Here is a 16,668-nt window from a genome sequence, read left to right on the forward strand (position 1 = left end):
TGACTTAAACATGCCGTTGTGAAACGTAACTCAGGTAATCCTATGACACAAAATCTTGCTAAGCGCCTCAACAAATACATCAGTGAAACTGGCTTCTGTTCCCGCAGAGAAGCGGATAAATTAATTGAACAGGGGCGAGTGTCAATTAATGATAGTGTTCCAGAAATGGGCACAAAAGTGATGCCTGATGATAAAGTGTGTATTGATGGTAAGCCATTAAGCCAGAAAGAAAAAACCATCTATATTGCGCTCAATAAACCCACGGGTATTACTTGTACTACAGAGCGTGATGTTCCCGGAAACATTGTTGACTTCATCGGTCATAAAAAGCGTATTTTCCCTATTGGTCGTTTAGACAAACCGTCCGACGGGCTGATCCTCCTGACCAATGACGGTGATATTGTTAACAAGATACTCAGAGCAGGCAATAATCACGAAAAAGAATATGTCGTCCGAGTAGACAAACCGATCACCAAAAAGTTTGTCGATCAAATGAGCTCTGGTGTCGAGATATTAGATACTAAGACGTTACCTTGTAAAGTTATCCAAGAAACCAAGTTCTCTTTTAGGATAACCTTGACTCAGGGGCTGAATCGTCAAATTCGCCGCATGTGTGAGGCGCTTGGCTACGAGGTGTTTAAATTACGTCGAGTTCGAATTATGAACATCTCACTCGATGGTATTCCGAATGGTCAATGGCGCTACTTGAGCGATCATGAAGTTACAGAAATTCTTTCTATGTGCGAAAGTTCCTCTAATACGGAAGAAGCTTCTCAGCGAGATGCCAAAGGTACCCAAATAAAAAGTGCTACTGATGCAAAACTTTTTGACAGTCGTGAAGAGAACAAAGCTTCCACCGCAAGAAGAAATCAGAAACAGCGCACATTTAAAGGCAGAAATGCAGACGAGTTTAGGCACGCGCCGAACTCGAAAAAGCGCCATCACGGTAATAAATTAGATAAAAACAATACGGCACGACCAAAAAACGATAAGTCGTTTTCTAAGAGTAAACCGACAGCCTTAGCAGGGCAAAGACTCAGTCTGAAAAGCAAAAAAAATACAGAGGCGTAGAGACTACGCCCCTAGCACTATCTATTGTGTTCCGAAGATCTTATCACCAGCGTCTCCTAGTCCCGGAACGATATACCCTTTTTCATTCAGTCTCTCATCAATTGCAGCGGTATAAAGCTCAACGTCTGGATGTGCTTTTTCCAGCGCCTCGATACCCTCGGGAGCAGAAACTAAAACCAGCACCTTAATATGCTGACAACCTTTTTCTTTGAGTAAATCTATGGTTGCAATCATAGAACCACCTGTTGCCAGCATAGGGTCAACGACTAAGGCAATACGCTCATCAATGTTGGATGCCAGTTTATTGAAATATGGAACTGGTTCTAACGTTTCTTCATCTCGGTAGATGCCGACGACACTGATTCTTGCACTCGGCATATGCTCAAGTACACCATCCATCATACCCAAACCAGCACGAAGAATAGGAACTACCGTCACTTTTTTACCTTTAATTTGGTCGACTTCTACTGGACCATTCCAGCCTTCAATCGTGACTCTCTCTGTCTCAAAATCTGCTGTTGCTTCATAAGTTAGTAAGCTACCGACTTCTGTTGCAAGCTCACGAAAGCGCTTAGTACTGATTTCACCTTCTCTCATTAAGCCAATTTTATGTTTAACAAGAGGATGTTTTACTTCAACAACTTTCATTTCCGTCTCCAGATATTAGGTAAAATTTAAATAAACTTCCGGATTATAAATGATTTGTTTTCCAATTTCCGCCCAAATATTGATAAAAAAACGCGCGCAAACGTTTGCTCTTTGTTGTGTACCACTGTTAGAATAGCGGCGTTTTTCATCTCTAAATTTAATCGAGGACCTACCTGTGAGTGCTGATAACACATCCTTAAGCTACAAAGACGCTGGCGTTGATATAGATGCAGGCAATGCGCTTGTTGATCGTATAAAAGGGGCGGTTAAACGCACACGCCGTCCTGAAGTTATGGGTGGCATTGGTGGTTTTGGTGCTTTATGTGAGTTACCAACTAAATACAAGCAGCCAGTGTTAGTTTCAGGCACGGATGGTGTTGGAACTAAGTTGCGCCTCGCTCTAGACATGAAAAAGCACGACACCATAGGTGTTGACCTCGTTGCTATGTGCGTCAATGACTTGATTGTTCAAGGTGCAGAGCCTCTATTTTTCCTCGATTACTATGCGACAGGGAAACTCGATGTCGATACGGCTGCCGACGTAGTATCTGGTATTGCCGATGGATGTGTACAAGCTGGCTGTGCATTAATCGGTGGTGAAACCGCAGAAATGCCCGGAATGTACGAGGGTGAAGACTACGATGTGGCGGGCTTTTGCGTTGGCGTGGCAGAAAAAGAAGATATTATTGATGGTTCTAAAGTTGGGGCAGGAGATGCATTAATTGCTGTCGGTTCGAGCGGTCCCCACTCAAATGGTTACTCACTGATCCGCAAGATTTTAGAAGTCTCTGGTGCCGATAAAAACGAAGAATTAGAAGGCAAAACCATTGGAGAGCATCTTCTAGAGCCGACAAAGATCTACATTAAATCTGCATTGAAAATGATAGCCGAACACGACATTCACGCAATCTCACATATTACTGGGGGTGGTTTTTGGGAGAATATTCCACGAGTGCTCCCTGAAGGAACCAAAGCTGTAATTAACGGTGAGAGTTGGCAATGGCCCGCTATCTTTAATTGGTTACAAAAGAAAGGGAATGTAACCACTCATGAGATGTACCGTACTTTTAACTGTGGCGTAGGCCTAATCATTGCTCTACCTCACTCACAAGCTCAATCAGCAGTCGAATTACTTAAAGCTGAAGGAGAGTATGCTTGGGTCATCGGAGAAATAGCGACTTCTAGCGACAGCGAAAATCAGGTGGAGATAAAATAAATTATGAAGAGCATAGTCGTTCTAGTTTCAGGCAGCGGATCTAACCTACAAGCCATTATAGATGCATGCCAAACAGACATCTCAAATGGTAAAGTTACAGCAGTATTTTCCAACAAAGCTAATGTTTATGCATTGGAACGAGCGAAAAAAGCAAATGCTGCCGCACATTTTTTAGACCCAAAAAGCTTTGAAACTCGCGACGCTTTTGACTCTGAATTAATGAAACAGATTGATGAGTACTCTCCTGACATCATAGTACTGGCTGGGTATATGCGTATTTTAAGCGCTGATTTTGTACGCCATTACATGGGTAAAATGATTAATCTTCACCCTTCCCTTTTGCCCAAATATCCCGGGCTCAACACTTATCAACGTGCAATTCATGCAGGGGACGAAGAACATGGAACCAGCGTTCACTTTGTAACGGAGCAACTCGATGGTGGGCCTGTCGTATTACAGGCAAGAGTCCCCATTTTTGAAGATGATACGGTCGAGAGTCTAACTGCACGTGTACAATCTCAAGAGCACCGTATTTATCCTTTAGTTGTTCGCTGGCTGGTTGAAGGAAGGCTTGAAATGAAAAGTGACAAGGAAGCTTGCCTAGATGGAAAGTTACTTGGGCCTCAAGGTTATGCTAGCGAGTAATACTTGTCTAATTATACCCAAGTAACCCTATGGTGCTTGGGTATCTATATAAGCACCTCTATAGCTCTTAGATATAATTAAGTTTATTAATAAAATTAATTATTAATTTTGACTAACAACAAATAACACAACTTCAAAATACCGCCTTACATTTCATAATAATAAAATAACAAACTTGTGACATTCAATGTAGACTATTCAATCAAAGAATATATTATCCATCTAAATAGCAAAACAAATACAATAATGTATTTCTCATTAATTAATACTAATTTAAATATTTATTAATTTAATAATTAAATTTAACTTTAAAATATAAACAAATAAAATAACGGATGAAATAATATGGAGATTTTCACTGGTATCTTTGCTTTATTAGTAGCATTATGTCTTTTCTCATTATTTAGCTTTAAAGCACCCAAAGGCAATGCTGCAATGAGCGGTTTAGCAGATGCTGCTATTGCGACTTTTCTACTTGAAGCCATTCATAAATTTGTTTTGGGTAATTTACTTGGCATTGACTATCTTGGTGAGCTAGGTAATACAATCGGTGGTATGGGAGGTATTGCAGCGGCTGCCTTAGTGATGCTTCGTATGGGCACTCCTCCACTTTATGCTGTTGTGACCGGATTATCTATGGCAAATCTTGGGATATTAGAAGGCTTTATTGTTGGCTACCTATTTACCTTTATTGTCCCCATCTTTAAGAAGTATTTACCTGAAGGTGTCGATATCATAGTGGGAGCTCTAACGCTTGCTCCTCTGGCAAACCTTTTTGGTACGTCAATCAGCCCTGCTCTTGATATGCTAATGGGAACTCTAGCAGATATGATCACAGAAGCTACACTTCTATCTCCACTAGCAATGGGCTTTATTCTGGGTGGCTTAATTAAAATGGTCTGTACTTCACCCCTAAGTTCTATGGCATTGACAGCTATGCTGGGACTGACAGGCCTGCCCATGGGTATCGCTGCAATGGCTTGTTTTGGAGGATCGTTTACTAATGGCGTTATCTTCCACAAGCTCAAGCTAGGTAAACTGAGCAATACAATCAGTGTCATGATTGAACCACTAACCCAAGCACATATAGTGACAAGAAATCCTTTGCCTATATTTATGTCCAATTTTCTTGGCGGTTCACTTGCGGGTATGACTGCTGCTTATCTGGGAATAGTGAATAATGCGCCAGGCACAGCATCCCCAGTACCTGGATTATTATCTTCTATTGCGTTTAACTCGCCCGAGAAGCTACTAATTGCCGCTTTAGCTACGGCGATCGCTGGTTTAGTCGGTGGCATTATAGGTCATAGAATTTATCTACACTTCTTTTCTAAACGTGTACCAATTCAAGCTTGCCCTGAATAAACTCTACAAATAAGTTTATACCCAAGTTTCTTCAAATCACTTGGGTATAAACCGTGAGATAAGAAGGGACTCAGCCCAACAAAATGACTTTTTTGAGTCATTTCAAACTACACCAACTGGATCACTTTATCGTGCTAACTGAGGCAGTATCATTAATCAACTAATTGAATATAAGGATGATATCAATGCTCAAAGTAAATGCACTATGTCTAGGTCTTCTCACTCTTTCTTTACCCCTAAAAGCCGATATTCTTAATTTAACATCACTAGAATGGCCCCCCTACGCAAGTGAAGTAGTTGAACAACAGGGAGCATCCGTTGCTGTAGTCAAAGCGGCCGTCGAAGCTATGGGACACGAGCTTAATGTTGAATTTTACCCTTGGGAGCGAGCTGTTCACCTCGCTAAGAACAAGCCTGATTACGCAGGTTACTTTCCCGAATACTACTTTGAAGCGGATGATTTATTATTCTCGCAATCCATAGGCACAGGGCCACTAGGCTTTGTCGAAAACAAAAGCAACCCTGTTACTTGGAGCTCTTTGAACGACCTGAAATCAATCAATATTGGTGTCGTACGAGGCTATGTTAATACAACTGAGCTTGACAATATGATCGCCAATCAAGAAATCAAAGCCGTTGCAGTGACCAGTGATAGCCGCAATATTTTAAAAGTCGCCGGTAAACGTATTCCACTGGCTGTCATAGACAGTAATGTCCTCGATTACCTTCTAAAAAGTGACCCAGATATCGCCTCAGCAAAAGATAAAGTAAAAATGAACAGTAAGCTACTCGAAGAAAAAGACCTATTCGTCGCGTTTGCTAATGATGAAAATGGCAAAAAATGGAGAACGATTATTAACCAAGGACTGAAAAAAATCGATAGTGAAGCGATTATGAAACGTTATTTCTCAAAGTGATTTTTCGCTATACCCCAGTGACCTCAACATGCAGGATTCGGAGCAATGCCAAGACGTTGAGTTTAAAAAAATAACCCAACGGAATAGTGAGTGGTTTTACGATGCAATCCTGCCTCTTGACGTCAATTAGGTCCACATTTTGAAGAAGTGTGTTCTTGAAGATGTGTGTTAATGCCCTGTTCATTTTATTTACGGTATGTTGGGAAAAAGCATAGGAGAAACCCAATGGATCTAAAGAATTTACTCAATCAAGCACTTAATTCCGATCTTATACAACAGGGTCAACAACAATTAAAAAAACCAAGTACTTCAAACTCTATAAAGTCTCTAGGTACAGGCGCGCTAGGTGGCGGGCTGGTAGGCATGCTAATGGGCTCAAAAAAGAGCCGTAAGCTTGGCAAAAAAGTGGGTAAGAATGCGCTCAAAATAGGCGGAGCAGCCGCACTGGGGGTACTTGCTTACAAAGTCTACAACAACTATCAAAGCAGTGAAAAATCTGAACAACACCAGTTTAATGAAAACGATCCTATCCACAATGAACTTATTCTTAAAGCTATGATTGCTGCCGCTAAAGCGGACGGTCATGTGGATAGTGAAGAGATGAACAAAATCCAATCGACTCTTGAGCAAGCAGGGGCTGAAGTACAACTCCAATCTTTGATTCACAGTGAGTTGAGCAAACCTCTGGATCCATGTGAAATCGCATCACTTGCACAAACCCCTCAGCAAGCGTCTGAAATTTATCTGGCCTCATTGATCATTGTCGATGAGGAGAACTTTATGGAAAAAGCCTATCTTGGCGAGCTTGCAAAACAGCTAAAACTTGATAGTGAAATAGTCTACCAACTTGAACAACAAATCAGGTAGTGGCTGTGAAAGGTTCATATTTGAACCTTTCATTCAACTTCAACGAAACTGTTTTGCTTCAACTAGGTAATCAAAGCCTGCATCTGAGAGCTTTTTTACTAGTTTCGCTTTATCAATGTCATAGAATTTCACCAAGTTATCCAGATCGCCAAACTCATCGCGAATTTTCATATTCACCATACTCAGCAAGATCACTGGATCCATAGACTCAAACTGTTCCAAATTCATTTTATTCTCTCAATATACAAATGGCTGCAAATCATCTCGAAAGGTCAACAGACCCTACCATAATCCTAACTGTGTGAACATCGACAGTAAAAAAACGCTGACCATTGGGTCAGCGCTTTTGATTTATCAGCCTATATTTTTTCGAGCGTTTTGGAACATACGCATCCAAGCACCATTCTCTCCCCATTCTTCAGGGGCCCATGAATTGGCTACCGTACGGAAAACACGTTCTGGGTGAGGCATCATAATCGTGACTCTTCCATCATCAGTGGTTAATCCAGTTATTGCATTTGGAGAGCCATTCGGGTTATTTGGGTACTGCTGGGTATGTCGACCAAAGTTGTCAACATATCTAAGTGCCACAGTGCCCGACGCTTCAATACTCGCCAAGTGCTGATCATCCCTAACCTCTACACGTCCTTCACCATGTGAAACAGCAATAGGCATTCTTGAACCTGCCATATCATTCAAGAAAATAGAGTCTGTTTTTTGCACTTCGACCAAACTGAAGCGCGCTTCAAATCGTTCTGATTCATTTCGAACAAAGCGTGGCCATAGTTGAGCACCAGGAATGAGTTCCTTTAAGTTGGACAGCATTTGACATCCATTACAAACCCCAAGAGAAAACGTTTCTTGACGATTAAAGAAGGACTCAAACTGATCGCGAGCACGTGTATTAAATAGGATTGATTTTGCCCAACCTTCGCCAGCTCCCAACACATCCCCATAAGAGAAACCACCACAAGCTACTAAACCATGATAGTCCCTAAGCTCTCCTTGACCAGAGAGGATATCACTCATGTGAATATCCGTTGCATCGAAGCCTGCTCTATCAAAAGCCGCCGCCATCTCAACATGAGAGTTAACGCCCTGCTCACGTAAAATCGCCATTTTAGGTCTCACACCCGTAGCAATATAAGGCGCTGCAATGTCTTCTTTAATATCAAAGTTCAGATCAACGTTAAGGCCCGGATCCGTATTATCTTGCTTAGCTTGATGCTCCTGATCCGCGCATTCTGGGTTATCACGAAGAGATTGCATCTGATGTGTCATCTCCGCCCAAATCGTACGCAGCTGTGTGCGACTACGCTCAAAGATGACGCTATCGCCACAGGCAATCTGAATTTTATTACTGTTGTCACCTTCTGCCACAACATGACCAATGACGTGCGAGCAATGATTTAGACCGTTTTTCGATAGTAACGATAGAACCGTATCCAAATGTTCGTTACTGACCTGAATCACAGCACCTAACTCCTCGTTGAAGAGTGCTGCCAGAGTGTCTTTACCCAAATCACTAATATCCGCTTTCACACCACAGTGACCAGCAAATGCCATTTCAGCTAGAGTGACAAACAAGCCCCCATCACCTTTGTCATGATAAGCAAGCATGAGATCTTTCTCTAACAAAGCTTGCGTGGCCTGATAGAAGCCTTTGAGTTGAGCGGCATCATCCACATCAGCACATTTGTCACCCAATTGTTTATACACTTGAGCAAGAGCCGTGGCACCAAGTCGGTTCTGACCATTGCCAAGGTCGACGAGGATCAGCGAAGTATCACCTTTATCACAACGCAGTTGTGGTGTAACGGTTTTACGAATATCTTCTACACGGGCAAAAGCGGTAATGATCAAAGATAACGGTGAGGTGACCTCTTTATCTTCACCATTGTCATTCCAACGTGTTTTCATCGACATCGAGTCTTTGCCAACCGGAATAGTAAGGCCAAGCGCCGGACACAACTCTTCGCCGACTGCCTTTACTGCCTCGTACAGACCCGCATCTTCACCAGGGTGGCCAGCAGGAGACATCCAGTTCGCCGATAGTTTGATATGTTTAATATCACCGATATAAGTTGCAGCAATATTGGTTATTGCCTCTCCGACAGCCAACCTTGCCGAGGCAGCAAAGTTCAATAGAGCTGCTGGAGTGCGCTCTCCCATTGACATCGCCTCACCATAATAAGAGTCGTAGCTCGCTGCCGTTACCGCACAGTTAGCAACGGGAACTTGCCAAGGTCCCACCATTTGGTCACGAGCAACTAAGCCAGTTACGCTTCTGTCTCCAATGGTAATTAGGAATGTTTTTTCTGCGACACTCGGAAGCCTTAATACACGATCTACCGCTTCATCTAGGCTGATGGCCTTTGTATCCAATGCTGGGCTATCAGCTTTCAACGTCTTAGCATCACGATGCATCTTAGGCGTTTTACCCAGCAAAATATCCATTGGCATATCAATAGGAGTATTCTCAAAGTGCGAGTCTTCGAGTTTAAGTTCCCGTTCCTCTGTGGCTATACCAACAACAGCATATGGTGCACGCTCTCTCTTACAGATCGCGTCGAATCTTGCCATGTCATCTGATGCCACGGCCAAAACATAACGCTCTTGTGATTCATTACACCAGATTTCTAGTGGACTCATGCCCGGTTCATCGTTAGGGACATCTCGTAATTGGAAAATCCCGCCACGCTCACCGTCGTCAACCAATTCAGGGAGCGCGTTAGATATCCCTCCCGCACCAACATCATGGATAAATGCGATAGGGTTGTCGTCACCTAATTGCCAACAGCGGTCAATCACTTCCTGACAACGACGCTCCATTTCTGGGTTTTCACGCTGAACAGAGGCAAAGTCTAAGTCTTCAGCCGACTGTCCGGAAGCCATAGAGGAAGCGGCTCCTCCCCCTAGACCAATATTCATCGCAGGGCCACCCAATACGATTAAGCTCGCATCTACTGGGATGGATTTTTTCTGTACATGCTCGTCACGAATATTGCCCATACCACCGGCTATCATGATCGGTTTATGATAACCACGCACCTCTTCACCAGCGTGAGAGTGCACTTTTTCCTCATACGTACGGAAGTAGCCCAATAAGTTTGGACGACCAAATTCATTATTAAATGCCGCACCGCCCAATGGACCATCAAGCATAATATCTAACGCATTGACGATACGGTCTGGCTTACCAAAATCGGTTTCCCAAGGCTGTTCAAAACCCGGAATACGCAAATTAGAGGTCGTAAAGCCAACAAGACCTGCCTTCGGCTTACCACCAATACCCGTGGCACCCTCATCACGGATCTCACCCCCCGATCCTGTCGATGCCCCCGGCCATGGAGAGATTGCGGTTGGGTGATTGTGTGTTTCAACCTTCATCAAGATATGTGCTTTCTCTTGGTGATAATCATATTGACGGGATTGTGGGTCTGGGAAAAAACGTCCAACTTCTGAGCCAACCATGACTGCTGCGTTATCTTTATAAGCAGATAGCACGTTATCAGGAGTAACCTCAAACGTATTTTTAATCATTTTAAATAATGACTTTTCCTGCTTGATACCATCAATTGTCCAATCAGCATTAAAAATTTTATGGCGGCAGTGCTCAGAGTTTGCTTGAGCAAACATCATCAATTCGATATCGGTTGGGTTACGTTCAAGTTTGCTGACAAAACTTTCTACAAGATAATCGATTTCATCTTCTGCCAGCGCTAAGCCGAGTGAAACGTTGGCTTCTTCTAGCGCAAGACGGCCGCCAGAGATCAAGTCAATTTCTGATACAGGGGCTGGTTCTGCTACTTGAAATAGTGCGTTTGCAGAATCTAAATCAGTGAAAACCACTTCCATCATGCGGTCGTGAATGAGGGCCTTTAATTCAAGTAGTTGAACATCCGATAAATCAGACCAAGTCTCAATGAAATATAATGTGCCACGTTCAAGGCGAACCACCTTATCTAACGCACAATTTTTCGCAATATCGGTTGATTTCGATGACCAAGGAGAGATCGTTCCTGGACGAGGAGTCACTAAAAGCTGCAAGCCGATTGGCTCATGTTCTTCAATCGATGGACCATAAGTGAGCAGTTGCTCCAGTTTGTTGACTTCAGACTCATTGAGCTCAGCAGATAACTCAGCAAAATGAGTAAATTCTGCATAAATCCCTGTGACGGGCAGATTTAGCTCACGACAAAGCTTAAGTAGCTTGTTGACACGAAACTCAGACAACGCGGGGGAGCCACGAAAAATTCTCATATGCTTAGGTCTCTCATACAATTGATTAAGTGATATTGGCATAAGCACGCAGCTTATTCTGAACTTATGCCAATCTCACCTCTTCATCTGCGAGCGCATTATAAAGCAAATAAATTTGTGATGTAACACCAAAAGCAACCGTTTGCGTCATTTTTTTCTCCAAGTTTGAAATCGCGCAGAAATACTAAACTTATTAAGTTTCTCTATCATTGATGCTGAGAGGCTTTGCCTTCTGGCAACACTCTGATATAACTGCTCCGTTAGATATGTGAGAAAAAACGCGAATGAATAAACACCCACTAATGTATGGTAAATGGCTCTGTCTAGCACTGTTCGGTGCTATCTTTCTATCAGGCTGTCAAATTGAATCACAACCTAAGAGTGAGCTTGATAGGATTAAAGAACGCGGCATTCTTCGTGTGGGCACGTTAAATAATCAGCTTTCCTACTACATTGGTCCCAATGGCCCTGCGGGTCTTGATTATGAACTGGCACGTGAGTTTGCTAATCAGTTGGGTGTTCAACTAGAAATGAAACCTGCTTATCGAGTATCTAGCCTGTATCCTGCTCTGAGAAAGGGAGATATCGATATTATTGCGGCTGGGCTTACTCAGTCACCGGAGCGAGTATCTGCATTTAGGCCTGGGCCCGCGTATTACTATGTGAGCCAACAAATGGTGTACAAGAAAGGGAACTGGCGGCCACGCAGTATTTTACATTACCTGAAGAATCAAGCTGGTCTTATTGAAAAAAACCAAGGACAAGCAATATTAAGTGTCGTCAGTGATCCGCAGTTTGACAGTACCTTAAGTGATATTCAAAACAAGTATCCTGAGTTTTCCTATCATATCACTCAAGATGCAGACGTGAACGATCTTTTAAAATCTGTCTCCCAAGGTGAATTAAGATTTACTGTTGCCGACTCCGTTGAAGTCTCTTTATCTCAACGTATTTATCCTGATATCGCGATTGCATTTGAGCTTACAGAAGACCAACCCATCTCTTGGTTCTTGCGCCGCTCTCAAGACGAAAGTCTTTATGGGCTCTTGATCGAATTCTTTGGCGGAATAAAACAATCAGGCCAACTCGCCTCTTTGGAGGAGAAGTACATAGGTCACATTGGTAGCTTTGATTATGTTGATACTCGAGCGTTCATACGTGCTTTAGGTACGACACTTCCTATGTGGGAACCATTATTTAAAAAATACTCAAATGAATTTGATTGGAGACTGGTAGCCGCATTGGCTTATCAAGAATCCCATTGGAATCCCAAAGCCAAATCTCCGACAGGTGTCCGAGGTATGATGATGTTGACACTCCCTACTGCAAAAAGTGTCGGAGTAAAAAGTCGCCTTGATCCGGAACAGTCTGTCAGAGGTGGGGTTGAGTATCTGCGCAGAATGGTAAAACGCATACCAGACTCTATTAATCAGCATGAAAAGATTTGGTTTGCTCTTGCGTCTTATAATGTCGGCTATGGACACGTTATGGACGCAAGAAGACTAACCAAACAACAAGGAGGCAATCCTGACTCTTGGGCTGATGTGAAAGATAGACTTCCCCTTCTTCGGCAAGCGAAATACCACATTAATACTCGGTATGGATACGCACGCGGAGACGAAGCACGAAATTACGTAGAAAGTATTCGCCGTTACTATCACAGTATTATCGGCCACATTGAAAGTCGTGTAGCAAAAAATGATGACACCAGCATGGACGATATAGAGGTGATATCTCCTCCGGTTATAGAAACAATGCAAGAGTCAAACGATGACAGTGTGCCGATTCCTGATGTGCAGAGCCATCGAACTCAAAACCCCTAACACTCAATGACTTCGAGGAACCTAGGTCTCTGACTTGAAATTCCCCGAAATGACCTCATATCCTCGTTGAAGTCATTTCACTACTTTTAGTGTTCCAAAACATTTTAGGCTTTGAAACTTATCAAAGCCTTTGATAAGGTATTGAATAAAATAAATAAATTAATGAGTTAGGTAATAATGAAACGTAAAATGCGCTCAAAACGACTCAACAAGACAGTCGCAGCCAATCGACGTAAGCGCATGTTGAGTAATAATAAAAAGAAAGTCATCGCACGCCACCGTGCCTTTATGCAACTTATCTCTCAATAAAGCATTACTTCGCAAACACTTTCTCTATATAATCCGTATAAGAAGGTGTTTGCACTACCTCTAAACCAACTAAAGCATCATGCTTTGTTTTTTGATTGACTCTTTTTCTCTCGCTGCTCTTCTCGGCGGCGCTTAAAAAAACTCTGTAGTTGAGTCCGACATTGATGTTCAAGAACTCCTTTTTCAATGTCAGCATAATGGTACGCAGCTTGGTGTTCAAACAAATTCAGTACACTGCCCGCCGCTCCGGTTTTTTTATCAAATGCACCAAACACAATCCGTTTTACGCGACTATGAAGTAAAGCACCAGCACACATTGGACAAGGCTCTAGCGTGACATAAAGCGTCGTATCGTTGAGACGATAGTTTTCCAAGATCTTCCCCGCTTTGCGTAGCACCTCGATCTCAGCGTGGGCCGTTGCATCATGAGTGCTGATAGAACGATTCCATCCCTCAGCAATGATCTCCCCATCTTTGACCAATAATGCCCCCACTGGAACCTCACCTTCCTGTTCTGCTTTGTGCGCAAGTTCAATTGCCCGGCGCATAAAATGTTCATCTTGTGGGGTAAATTTAGAATCAGACAAAAAAACACCAAAATATGTTGTATCGATATAATAGCGAAGTGTACCTAGTGATAGCCAAAGTCGCTAGTTAAATCCGCTTCGTGATCAGCATACACTGATAGCATTGTGCGTGCGCTGACAGTGTGAGTTTGACCTTTTCGATCAAGCCATTGCGCTGATATGATGATCTCTTTTACTGATAAGAACGGCTCATTGATCTGCCAAACCAAATGAAAAGGAGGAAAAGAAGTATCCTCACCCGTTGTTATCCCCAACGCATCAAAATGTGTTGAGGAAGCTATCCGACTAGCTCGCCATATTTCAAGCTTATCCTCAATCAAGTGAAAAGCCTCAACTTCTTGTATGGCAAGTTCTCCTCTTTGTTCAATAAAGGTCTGCATGTTTATCAGAGCAAAAATAGCAATACTCATTACAACAATAGACACTTGTACTTCAATGAGAGTAAAGCCCTCATACCTAAAACGCAAACCAGCCCCCTGGTTGCCACTCGAGCACTTTTGACCGCTCAAAAGGATGGGCACTCGCCCGATACTCAAACACCCCAATGTCCTTAAATACCGCCTCAACTCCTAACGCATCGATATATATGCCACCTTTTGGAGCGAAATGCCCCTCTGAAAAATAAACGGTCTTGTCTGAGAGGTCGGCCTTGATTTGTGGGTAAAAACGCACGCTTTTCCAGACTTCATTAAGCGTTCTATTTTGGGCTATCGTGGTGTCGATTAAATAAAACATAGAACCAATAAATTCATGTTCACCTATCGCGGCGAATATGCCTCCTTCCACAACCAGTGAAATCGGCTTATAGGAAGATATCGGGCTATCAATAAGGCAATGTCCATTCACCCATACACGAGAGTAACCCAATGATATCAGGCGATTGATTATCGACGCACACTGGTGCGCCTGCTCAAGGTTGGTAATATTTACCAGCCGAAACTGACGCTTCAATTGACGAATACTTGAGGGACTTTTTGCTTGTAAAAAATACGACGAAAAAGGACTTATGGTGAGATCTTGGACAAAATCTTTTGCAAATCCGTGCTGAGGGTTTTGAGTAGAATCATGTTGGCGCAATGTCGTCCTGTGGCTGGACGTACATTCCCCTTCAAACTGCGGATATGGACCATTAACAGCAGGTTGCTGAGTTAACAACTGAGCAGAGGGCCTTCCTCCTTGTGAATACTTCACCTCGTCCAGAAAACGAACACTTACACACGGAAATAAACCCGATTGTCGGGGGTACCTCAAGGTGTCTGGCATAAATTCTACCTGCCCAATAAAGTGCGCCTTGGCATTCAACACTATGACTCCCTCTCCGACTTTAGGCCCATAATGAAAACGTCTGCTGATGTTGTAAGCATTATCTTTCGCATGAATCAACCCTCTGCCATCCGGCTCCTGACTCACGTCAAGTTGAGTCGACACTAGGCTGGTTAGGCATTGGCTATCTGAGATGATCTTGTCAAACCTTGTATGTTGTTCAAATGCAGAAAAAGTATGCTGCTGTAAATAAGCGTACAGACATTCTATCGCACCCTCCGCGCGCCAATGTGACTGACGCAATTTAATGAAATTCTGAGCGCGTTTCATCTGGTAAAGCGATGCTTTAAAAGTAGCAAAACTCACCATTACCATGACAAAAGTAACCATCATGGTCATCATTAAAGTCGCCATACCTTGGACATGAAAGTACCGCCTCATCATTCGCTATTCCTGATAAAAACAAGCGTGTTGACGTCATATTTAATCTTAGGATTGGACACGAGATAGCTGGAAATTGACATTGAAACAAGCTGTTGAGACACCGAACTCTCGGTATAAGGAATAGCGGCAAGCTCAAACTCATAAATTCCAACTTGGTTCGGATCAAAGAGGTTAAAACAATTTCCCATTCTTCCTGAGCGTTTCGCTTGGTCAAGTGTTAGAGCAGACTGGGACATTTTTTCACAAATCAGTAACTGTCCATTATTTGTTCTTTCCCCACTGTTAATGCTTTGCTCATTATTAATTCGTTGTCGACCTTCAGTTTGTTGCCATTTAAAAACAACATGGCGATACGCTTGCTCTTCTTTAACCCAATAACGGTAGGCCAAAAGGTGCTTGTCGACATAAACCGTATCTGCTATCCCGGCAAGCGTCGCTCTCCCTTCTCTGCCAGATCCATAACCCGCCCTTTGCACATCCTGTTTAATCTGTTGCACCACACTAGAAACGCTCTCCACTAACACTAGGTTATGTGCACGATTGGTTCCCACTTTTAGGCTCGAAACCAATAATAATGTCAAGCTTCCAATCACCCCCACAGAAAGCAAAGAACTGATCAGTAACTCTAATAACACGGCACCTTTTTGAGAGGGATTAACGACACTTTGGATAGCCATAAAACGACGCTCCCAAACCACATATCATGACTCTATTGCCGCCAAAAGAGGTGGTTAGACGCAGCTTATTATTGGGATGCTGAACAGGATAGAAATAAAAGCTGCCGGATTTTACTCGGCCACGGTAGCCAGTAAAATAGAGTTTGTCCGCAGTATAATTCCACTCAAAAGTCAGCCCAGTAAATCGCTCCATATCAAACTCACGTAAAGTCTCGCCTTGTCCCCGCTTCTCAGATTCGGTCAATACAAGAGCAGACTTACTTTTTAACGAAGGTGGGGAAATATGAGTAAGATGAATCCATAAAATTCGATTGCGCCAAATGGCTTCCGAACGCGCAAATAACAGAAAACTTGTTAATTCGCTCGCTAACGCCCTCATCTTAGTACTGGTATACAAAAACTGTAAGTTGGGTAAAGACAAGGAAATAATTAGACTAACAATAGCGATAATGATAACCAACTCTAATAGAGACAGACCGCGAGCCATTTCCCACTTCCTTTTGAAAACTTAAATGCAATGTTTTTAATAGCTTGCATACAAGATATCAGCTAATGAAAATAGTGAACTGGAAA

16 protein-coding genes are annotated in these 16,668 nt (G+C 42.8%); 8 read left to right on the forward strand and 8 right to left on the reverse strand.

All coding sequences use genetic code 11. The features are described from left to right. Window positions 1-42: 42 nt before the first annotated feature. Window positions 43-1,071: a 23S rRNA pseudouridine(2604) synthase RluF gene (rluF, locus tag RH40_RS18470; protein ID WP_009603216.1), complete on the forward strand. Its 1,029-nt coding sequence runs from the start codon at window positions 43-45 to the stop codon at window positions 1,069-1,071. 21 nt (window positions 1,072-1,092) lie between these two features. Here rluF and upp read toward each other — a convergent pair whose 3' ends face one another. Further along, window positions 1,093-1,719, reverse strand: a complete 627-nt coding sequence (gene upp, locus RH40_RS18475) for a uracil phosphoribosyltransferase (RefSeq protein ID WP_009603217.1) — start codon at window positions 1,717-1,719, stop codon at window positions 1,093-1,095. 175 nt (window positions 1,720-1,894) lie between these two features. On the opposite strand from upp, the gene purM reads away from it, so the two are divergent. From purM to RH40_RS18500, 5 genes are all read left to right on the forward strand, one after another. Beyond that, on the forward strand, window positions 1,895-2,935 hold the full coding sequence (gene purM / locus RH40_RS18480; protein ID WP_009603218.1) for a phosphoribosylformylglycinamidine cyclo-ligase: 1,041 nt from the start codon (window positions 1,895-1,897) through the stop codon (window positions 2,933-2,935). A gap of 3 nt (window positions 2,936-2,938) precedes the next feature. Continuing rightward, window positions 2,939-3,580: a phosphoribosylglycinamide formyltransferase gene (purN, locus tag RH40_RS18485; protein ID WP_009603219.1), complete on the forward strand. Its 642-nt coding sequence runs from the start codon at window positions 2,939-2,941 to the stop codon at window positions 3,578-3,580. Window positions 3,581-3,925: 345 nt separating this feature from the next. Next, a complete protein-coding gene (locus tag RH40_RS18490) occupies window positions 3,926-4,945 on the forward strand; it encodes a PTS sugar transporter subunit IIC (protein ID WP_009603220.1) in 1,020 nt (339 codons plus the stop codon). 185 nt (window positions 4,946-5,130) lie between these two features. Then, a complete protein-coding gene (locus tag RH40_RS18495; protein ID WP_009603221.1) occupies window positions 5,131-5,862 on the forward strand; it encodes a substrate-binding periplasmic protein in 732 nt (243 codons plus the stop codon). A gap of 225 nt (window positions 5,863-6,087) precedes the next feature. Continuing rightward, window positions 6,088-6,729: a tellurite resistance TerB family protein gene (locus RH40_RS18500; RefSeq protein ID WP_009603222.1), complete on the forward strand. Its 642-nt coding sequence runs from the start codon at window positions 6,088-6,090 to the stop codon at window positions 6,727-6,729. Window positions 6,730-6,768: 39 nt separating this feature from the next. On the opposite strand, the gene RH40_RS18505 is transcribed toward RH40_RS18500, so the two are convergent. Together RH40_RS18505 and purL are read right to left on the reverse strand one after the other, a co-directional pair. After that, the gene (locus RH40_RS18505; protein ID WP_009603223.1) at window positions 6,769-6,957 is read right to left on the reverse strand and encodes a DUF4250 domain-containing protein; all 189 of its coding nucleotides are present in this window, start codon (window positions 6,955-6,957) and stop codon (window positions 6,769-6,771) included. 126 nt (window positions 6,958-7,083) lie between these two features. Continuing rightward, complete coding sequence (gene purL / locus RH40_RS18510; protein WP_009603224.1) at window positions 7,084-10,992, reverse strand: phosphoribosylformylglycinamidine synthase; 3,909 nt, start codon at window positions 10,990-10,992, stop codon at window positions 7,084-7,086. Between the two features lie 284 nt (window positions 10,993-11,276). Between purL and mltF the strand changes: the two genes are divergently transcribed. Together mltF and RH40_RS21195 are read left to right on the forward strand one after the other, a co-directional pair. Continuing rightward, window positions 11,277-12,815, forward strand: coding sequence for a membrane-bound lytic murein transglycosylase MltF (gene mltF / locus RH40_RS18515; RefSeq protein WP_009603225.1), 1,539 nt, complete (start codon window positions 11,277-11,279; stop codon window positions 12,813-12,815). A 177-nt stretch (window positions 12,816-12,992) separates the two neighbouring features. Further along, on the forward strand, window positions 12,993-13,124 hold the full coding sequence (locus RH40_RS21195) for a hypothetical protein (RefSeq protein ID WP_009603226.1): 132 nt from the start codon (window positions 12,993-12,995) through the stop codon (window positions 13,122-13,124). A 77-nt stretch (window positions 13,125-13,201) separates the two neighbouring features. Here the strand turns inward: RH40_RS21195 and tadA are convergent, their stop codons facing one another. The 5 genes from tadA to RH40_RS18540 are packed head-to-tail and all read right to left on the reverse strand — an operon-like array spanning window position 13,202 to window position 16,582. Next, entirely contained in the window at window positions 13,202-13,711 is a 510-nt protein-coding gene (gene tadA / locus RH40_RS18520) for a tRNA adenosine(34) deaminase TadA (protein WP_039954999.1), read from the reverse strand. Between the two features lie 44 nt (window positions 13,712-13,755). Then, on the reverse strand, window positions 13,756-14,178 hold the full coding sequence (locus RH40_RS18525; protein ID WP_009603228.1) for a type IV pilus modification PilV family protein: 423 nt from the start codon (window positions 14,176-14,178) through the stop codon (window positions 13,756-13,758). After that, window positions 14,168-15,418: a hypothetical protein gene (locus RH40_RS18530; RefSeq protein WP_009603229.1), complete on the reverse strand. Its 1,251-nt coding sequence runs from the start codon at window positions 15,416-15,418 to the stop codon at window positions 14,168-14,170. The genes RH40_RS18525 and RH40_RS18530 overlap by 11 nt, the downstream gene beginning before the upstream one ends. Further along, window positions 15,415-16,095: a hypothetical protein gene (locus tag RH40_RS20160; RefSeq protein ID WP_009603230.1), complete on the reverse strand. Its 681-nt coding sequence runs from the start codon at window positions 16,093-16,095 to the stop codon at window positions 15,415-15,417. The genes RH40_RS18530 and RH40_RS20160 overlap by 4 nt, the downstream gene beginning before the upstream one ends. Continuing rightward, complete coding sequence (locus RH40_RS18540) at window positions 16,073-16,582, reverse strand: pilus assembly FimT family protein (protein ID WP_009603231.1); 510 nt, start codon at window positions 16,580-16,582, stop codon at window positions 16,073-16,075. Before RH40_RS18540 ends, RH40_RS20160 begins: the two co-directional genes overlap by 23 nt. Window positions 16,583-16,668: the final 86 nt, after the last annotated feature.

Origin of the sequence: Vibrio caribbeanicus ATCC BAA-2122 (genome assembly GCF_000165125.1) — a bacterium.
Classification (GTDB): Bacteria; Pseudomonadota; Gammaproteobacteria; order Enterobacterales; family Vibrionaceae; genus Vibrio; species Vibrio caribbeanicus.

Excerpts from the sequence above, each read along its gene's own strand:
- rluF (WP_009603216.1), top strand. The coding sequence starts at position 43 with ATGACACAAAATCTTGCTAAGCGCCTCAACAAATACATCAGTGAAACT.
- upp (WP_009603217.1), bottom strand. The coding sequence starts at position 1,719 with ATGAAAGTTGTTGAAGTAAAACATCCTCTTGTTAAACATAAAATTGGC.
- purN (WP_009603219.1), top strand. The coding sequence starts at position 2,939 with ATGAAGAGCATAGTCGTTCTAGTTTCAGGCAGCGGATCTAACCTACAA.
- RH40_RS18490 (WP_009603220.1), top strand. The coding sequence starts at position 3,926 with ATGGAGATTTTCACTGGTATCTTTGCTTTATTAGTAGCATTATGTCTT.
- RH40_RS18495 (WP_009603221.1), top strand. The coding sequence starts at position 5,131 with ATGCTCAAAGTAAATGCACTATGTCTAGGTCTTCTCACTCTTTCTTTA.
- RH40_RS18500 (WP_009603222.1), top strand. The coding sequence starts at position 6,088 with ATGGATCTAAAGAATTTACTCAATCAAGCACTTAATTCCGATCTTATA.
- RH40_RS18505 (WP_009603223.1), bottom strand. The coding sequence starts at position 6,957 with ATGAATTTGGAACAGTTTGAGTCTATGGATCCAGTGATCTTGCTGAGT.
- purL (WP_009603224.1), bottom strand. The coding sequence starts at position 10,992 with ATGAGAATTTTTCGTGGCTCCCCCGCGTTGTCTGAGTTTCGTGTCAAC.
- mltF (WP_009603225.1), top strand. The coding sequence starts at position 11,277 with ATGAATAAACACCCACTAATGTATGGTAAATGGCTCTGTCTAGCACTG.
- RH40_RS21195 (WP_009603226.1), top strand. The coding sequence starts at position 12,993 with ATGAAACGTAAAATGCGCTCAAAACGACTCAACAAGACAGTCGCAGCC.
- RH40_RS18530 (WP_009603229.1), bottom strand. The coding sequence starts at position 15,418 with ATGATGAGGCGGTACTTTCATGTCCAAGGTATGGCGACTTTAATGATG.
- RH40_RS20160 (WP_009603230.1), bottom strand. The coding sequence starts at position 16,095 with ATGGCTATCCAAAGTGTCGTTAATCCCTCTCAAAAAGGTGCCGTGTTA.
- RH40_RS18540 (WP_009603231.1), bottom strand. The coding sequence starts at position 16,582 with ATGGCTCGCGGTCTGTCTCTATTAGAGTTGGTTATCATTATCGCTATT.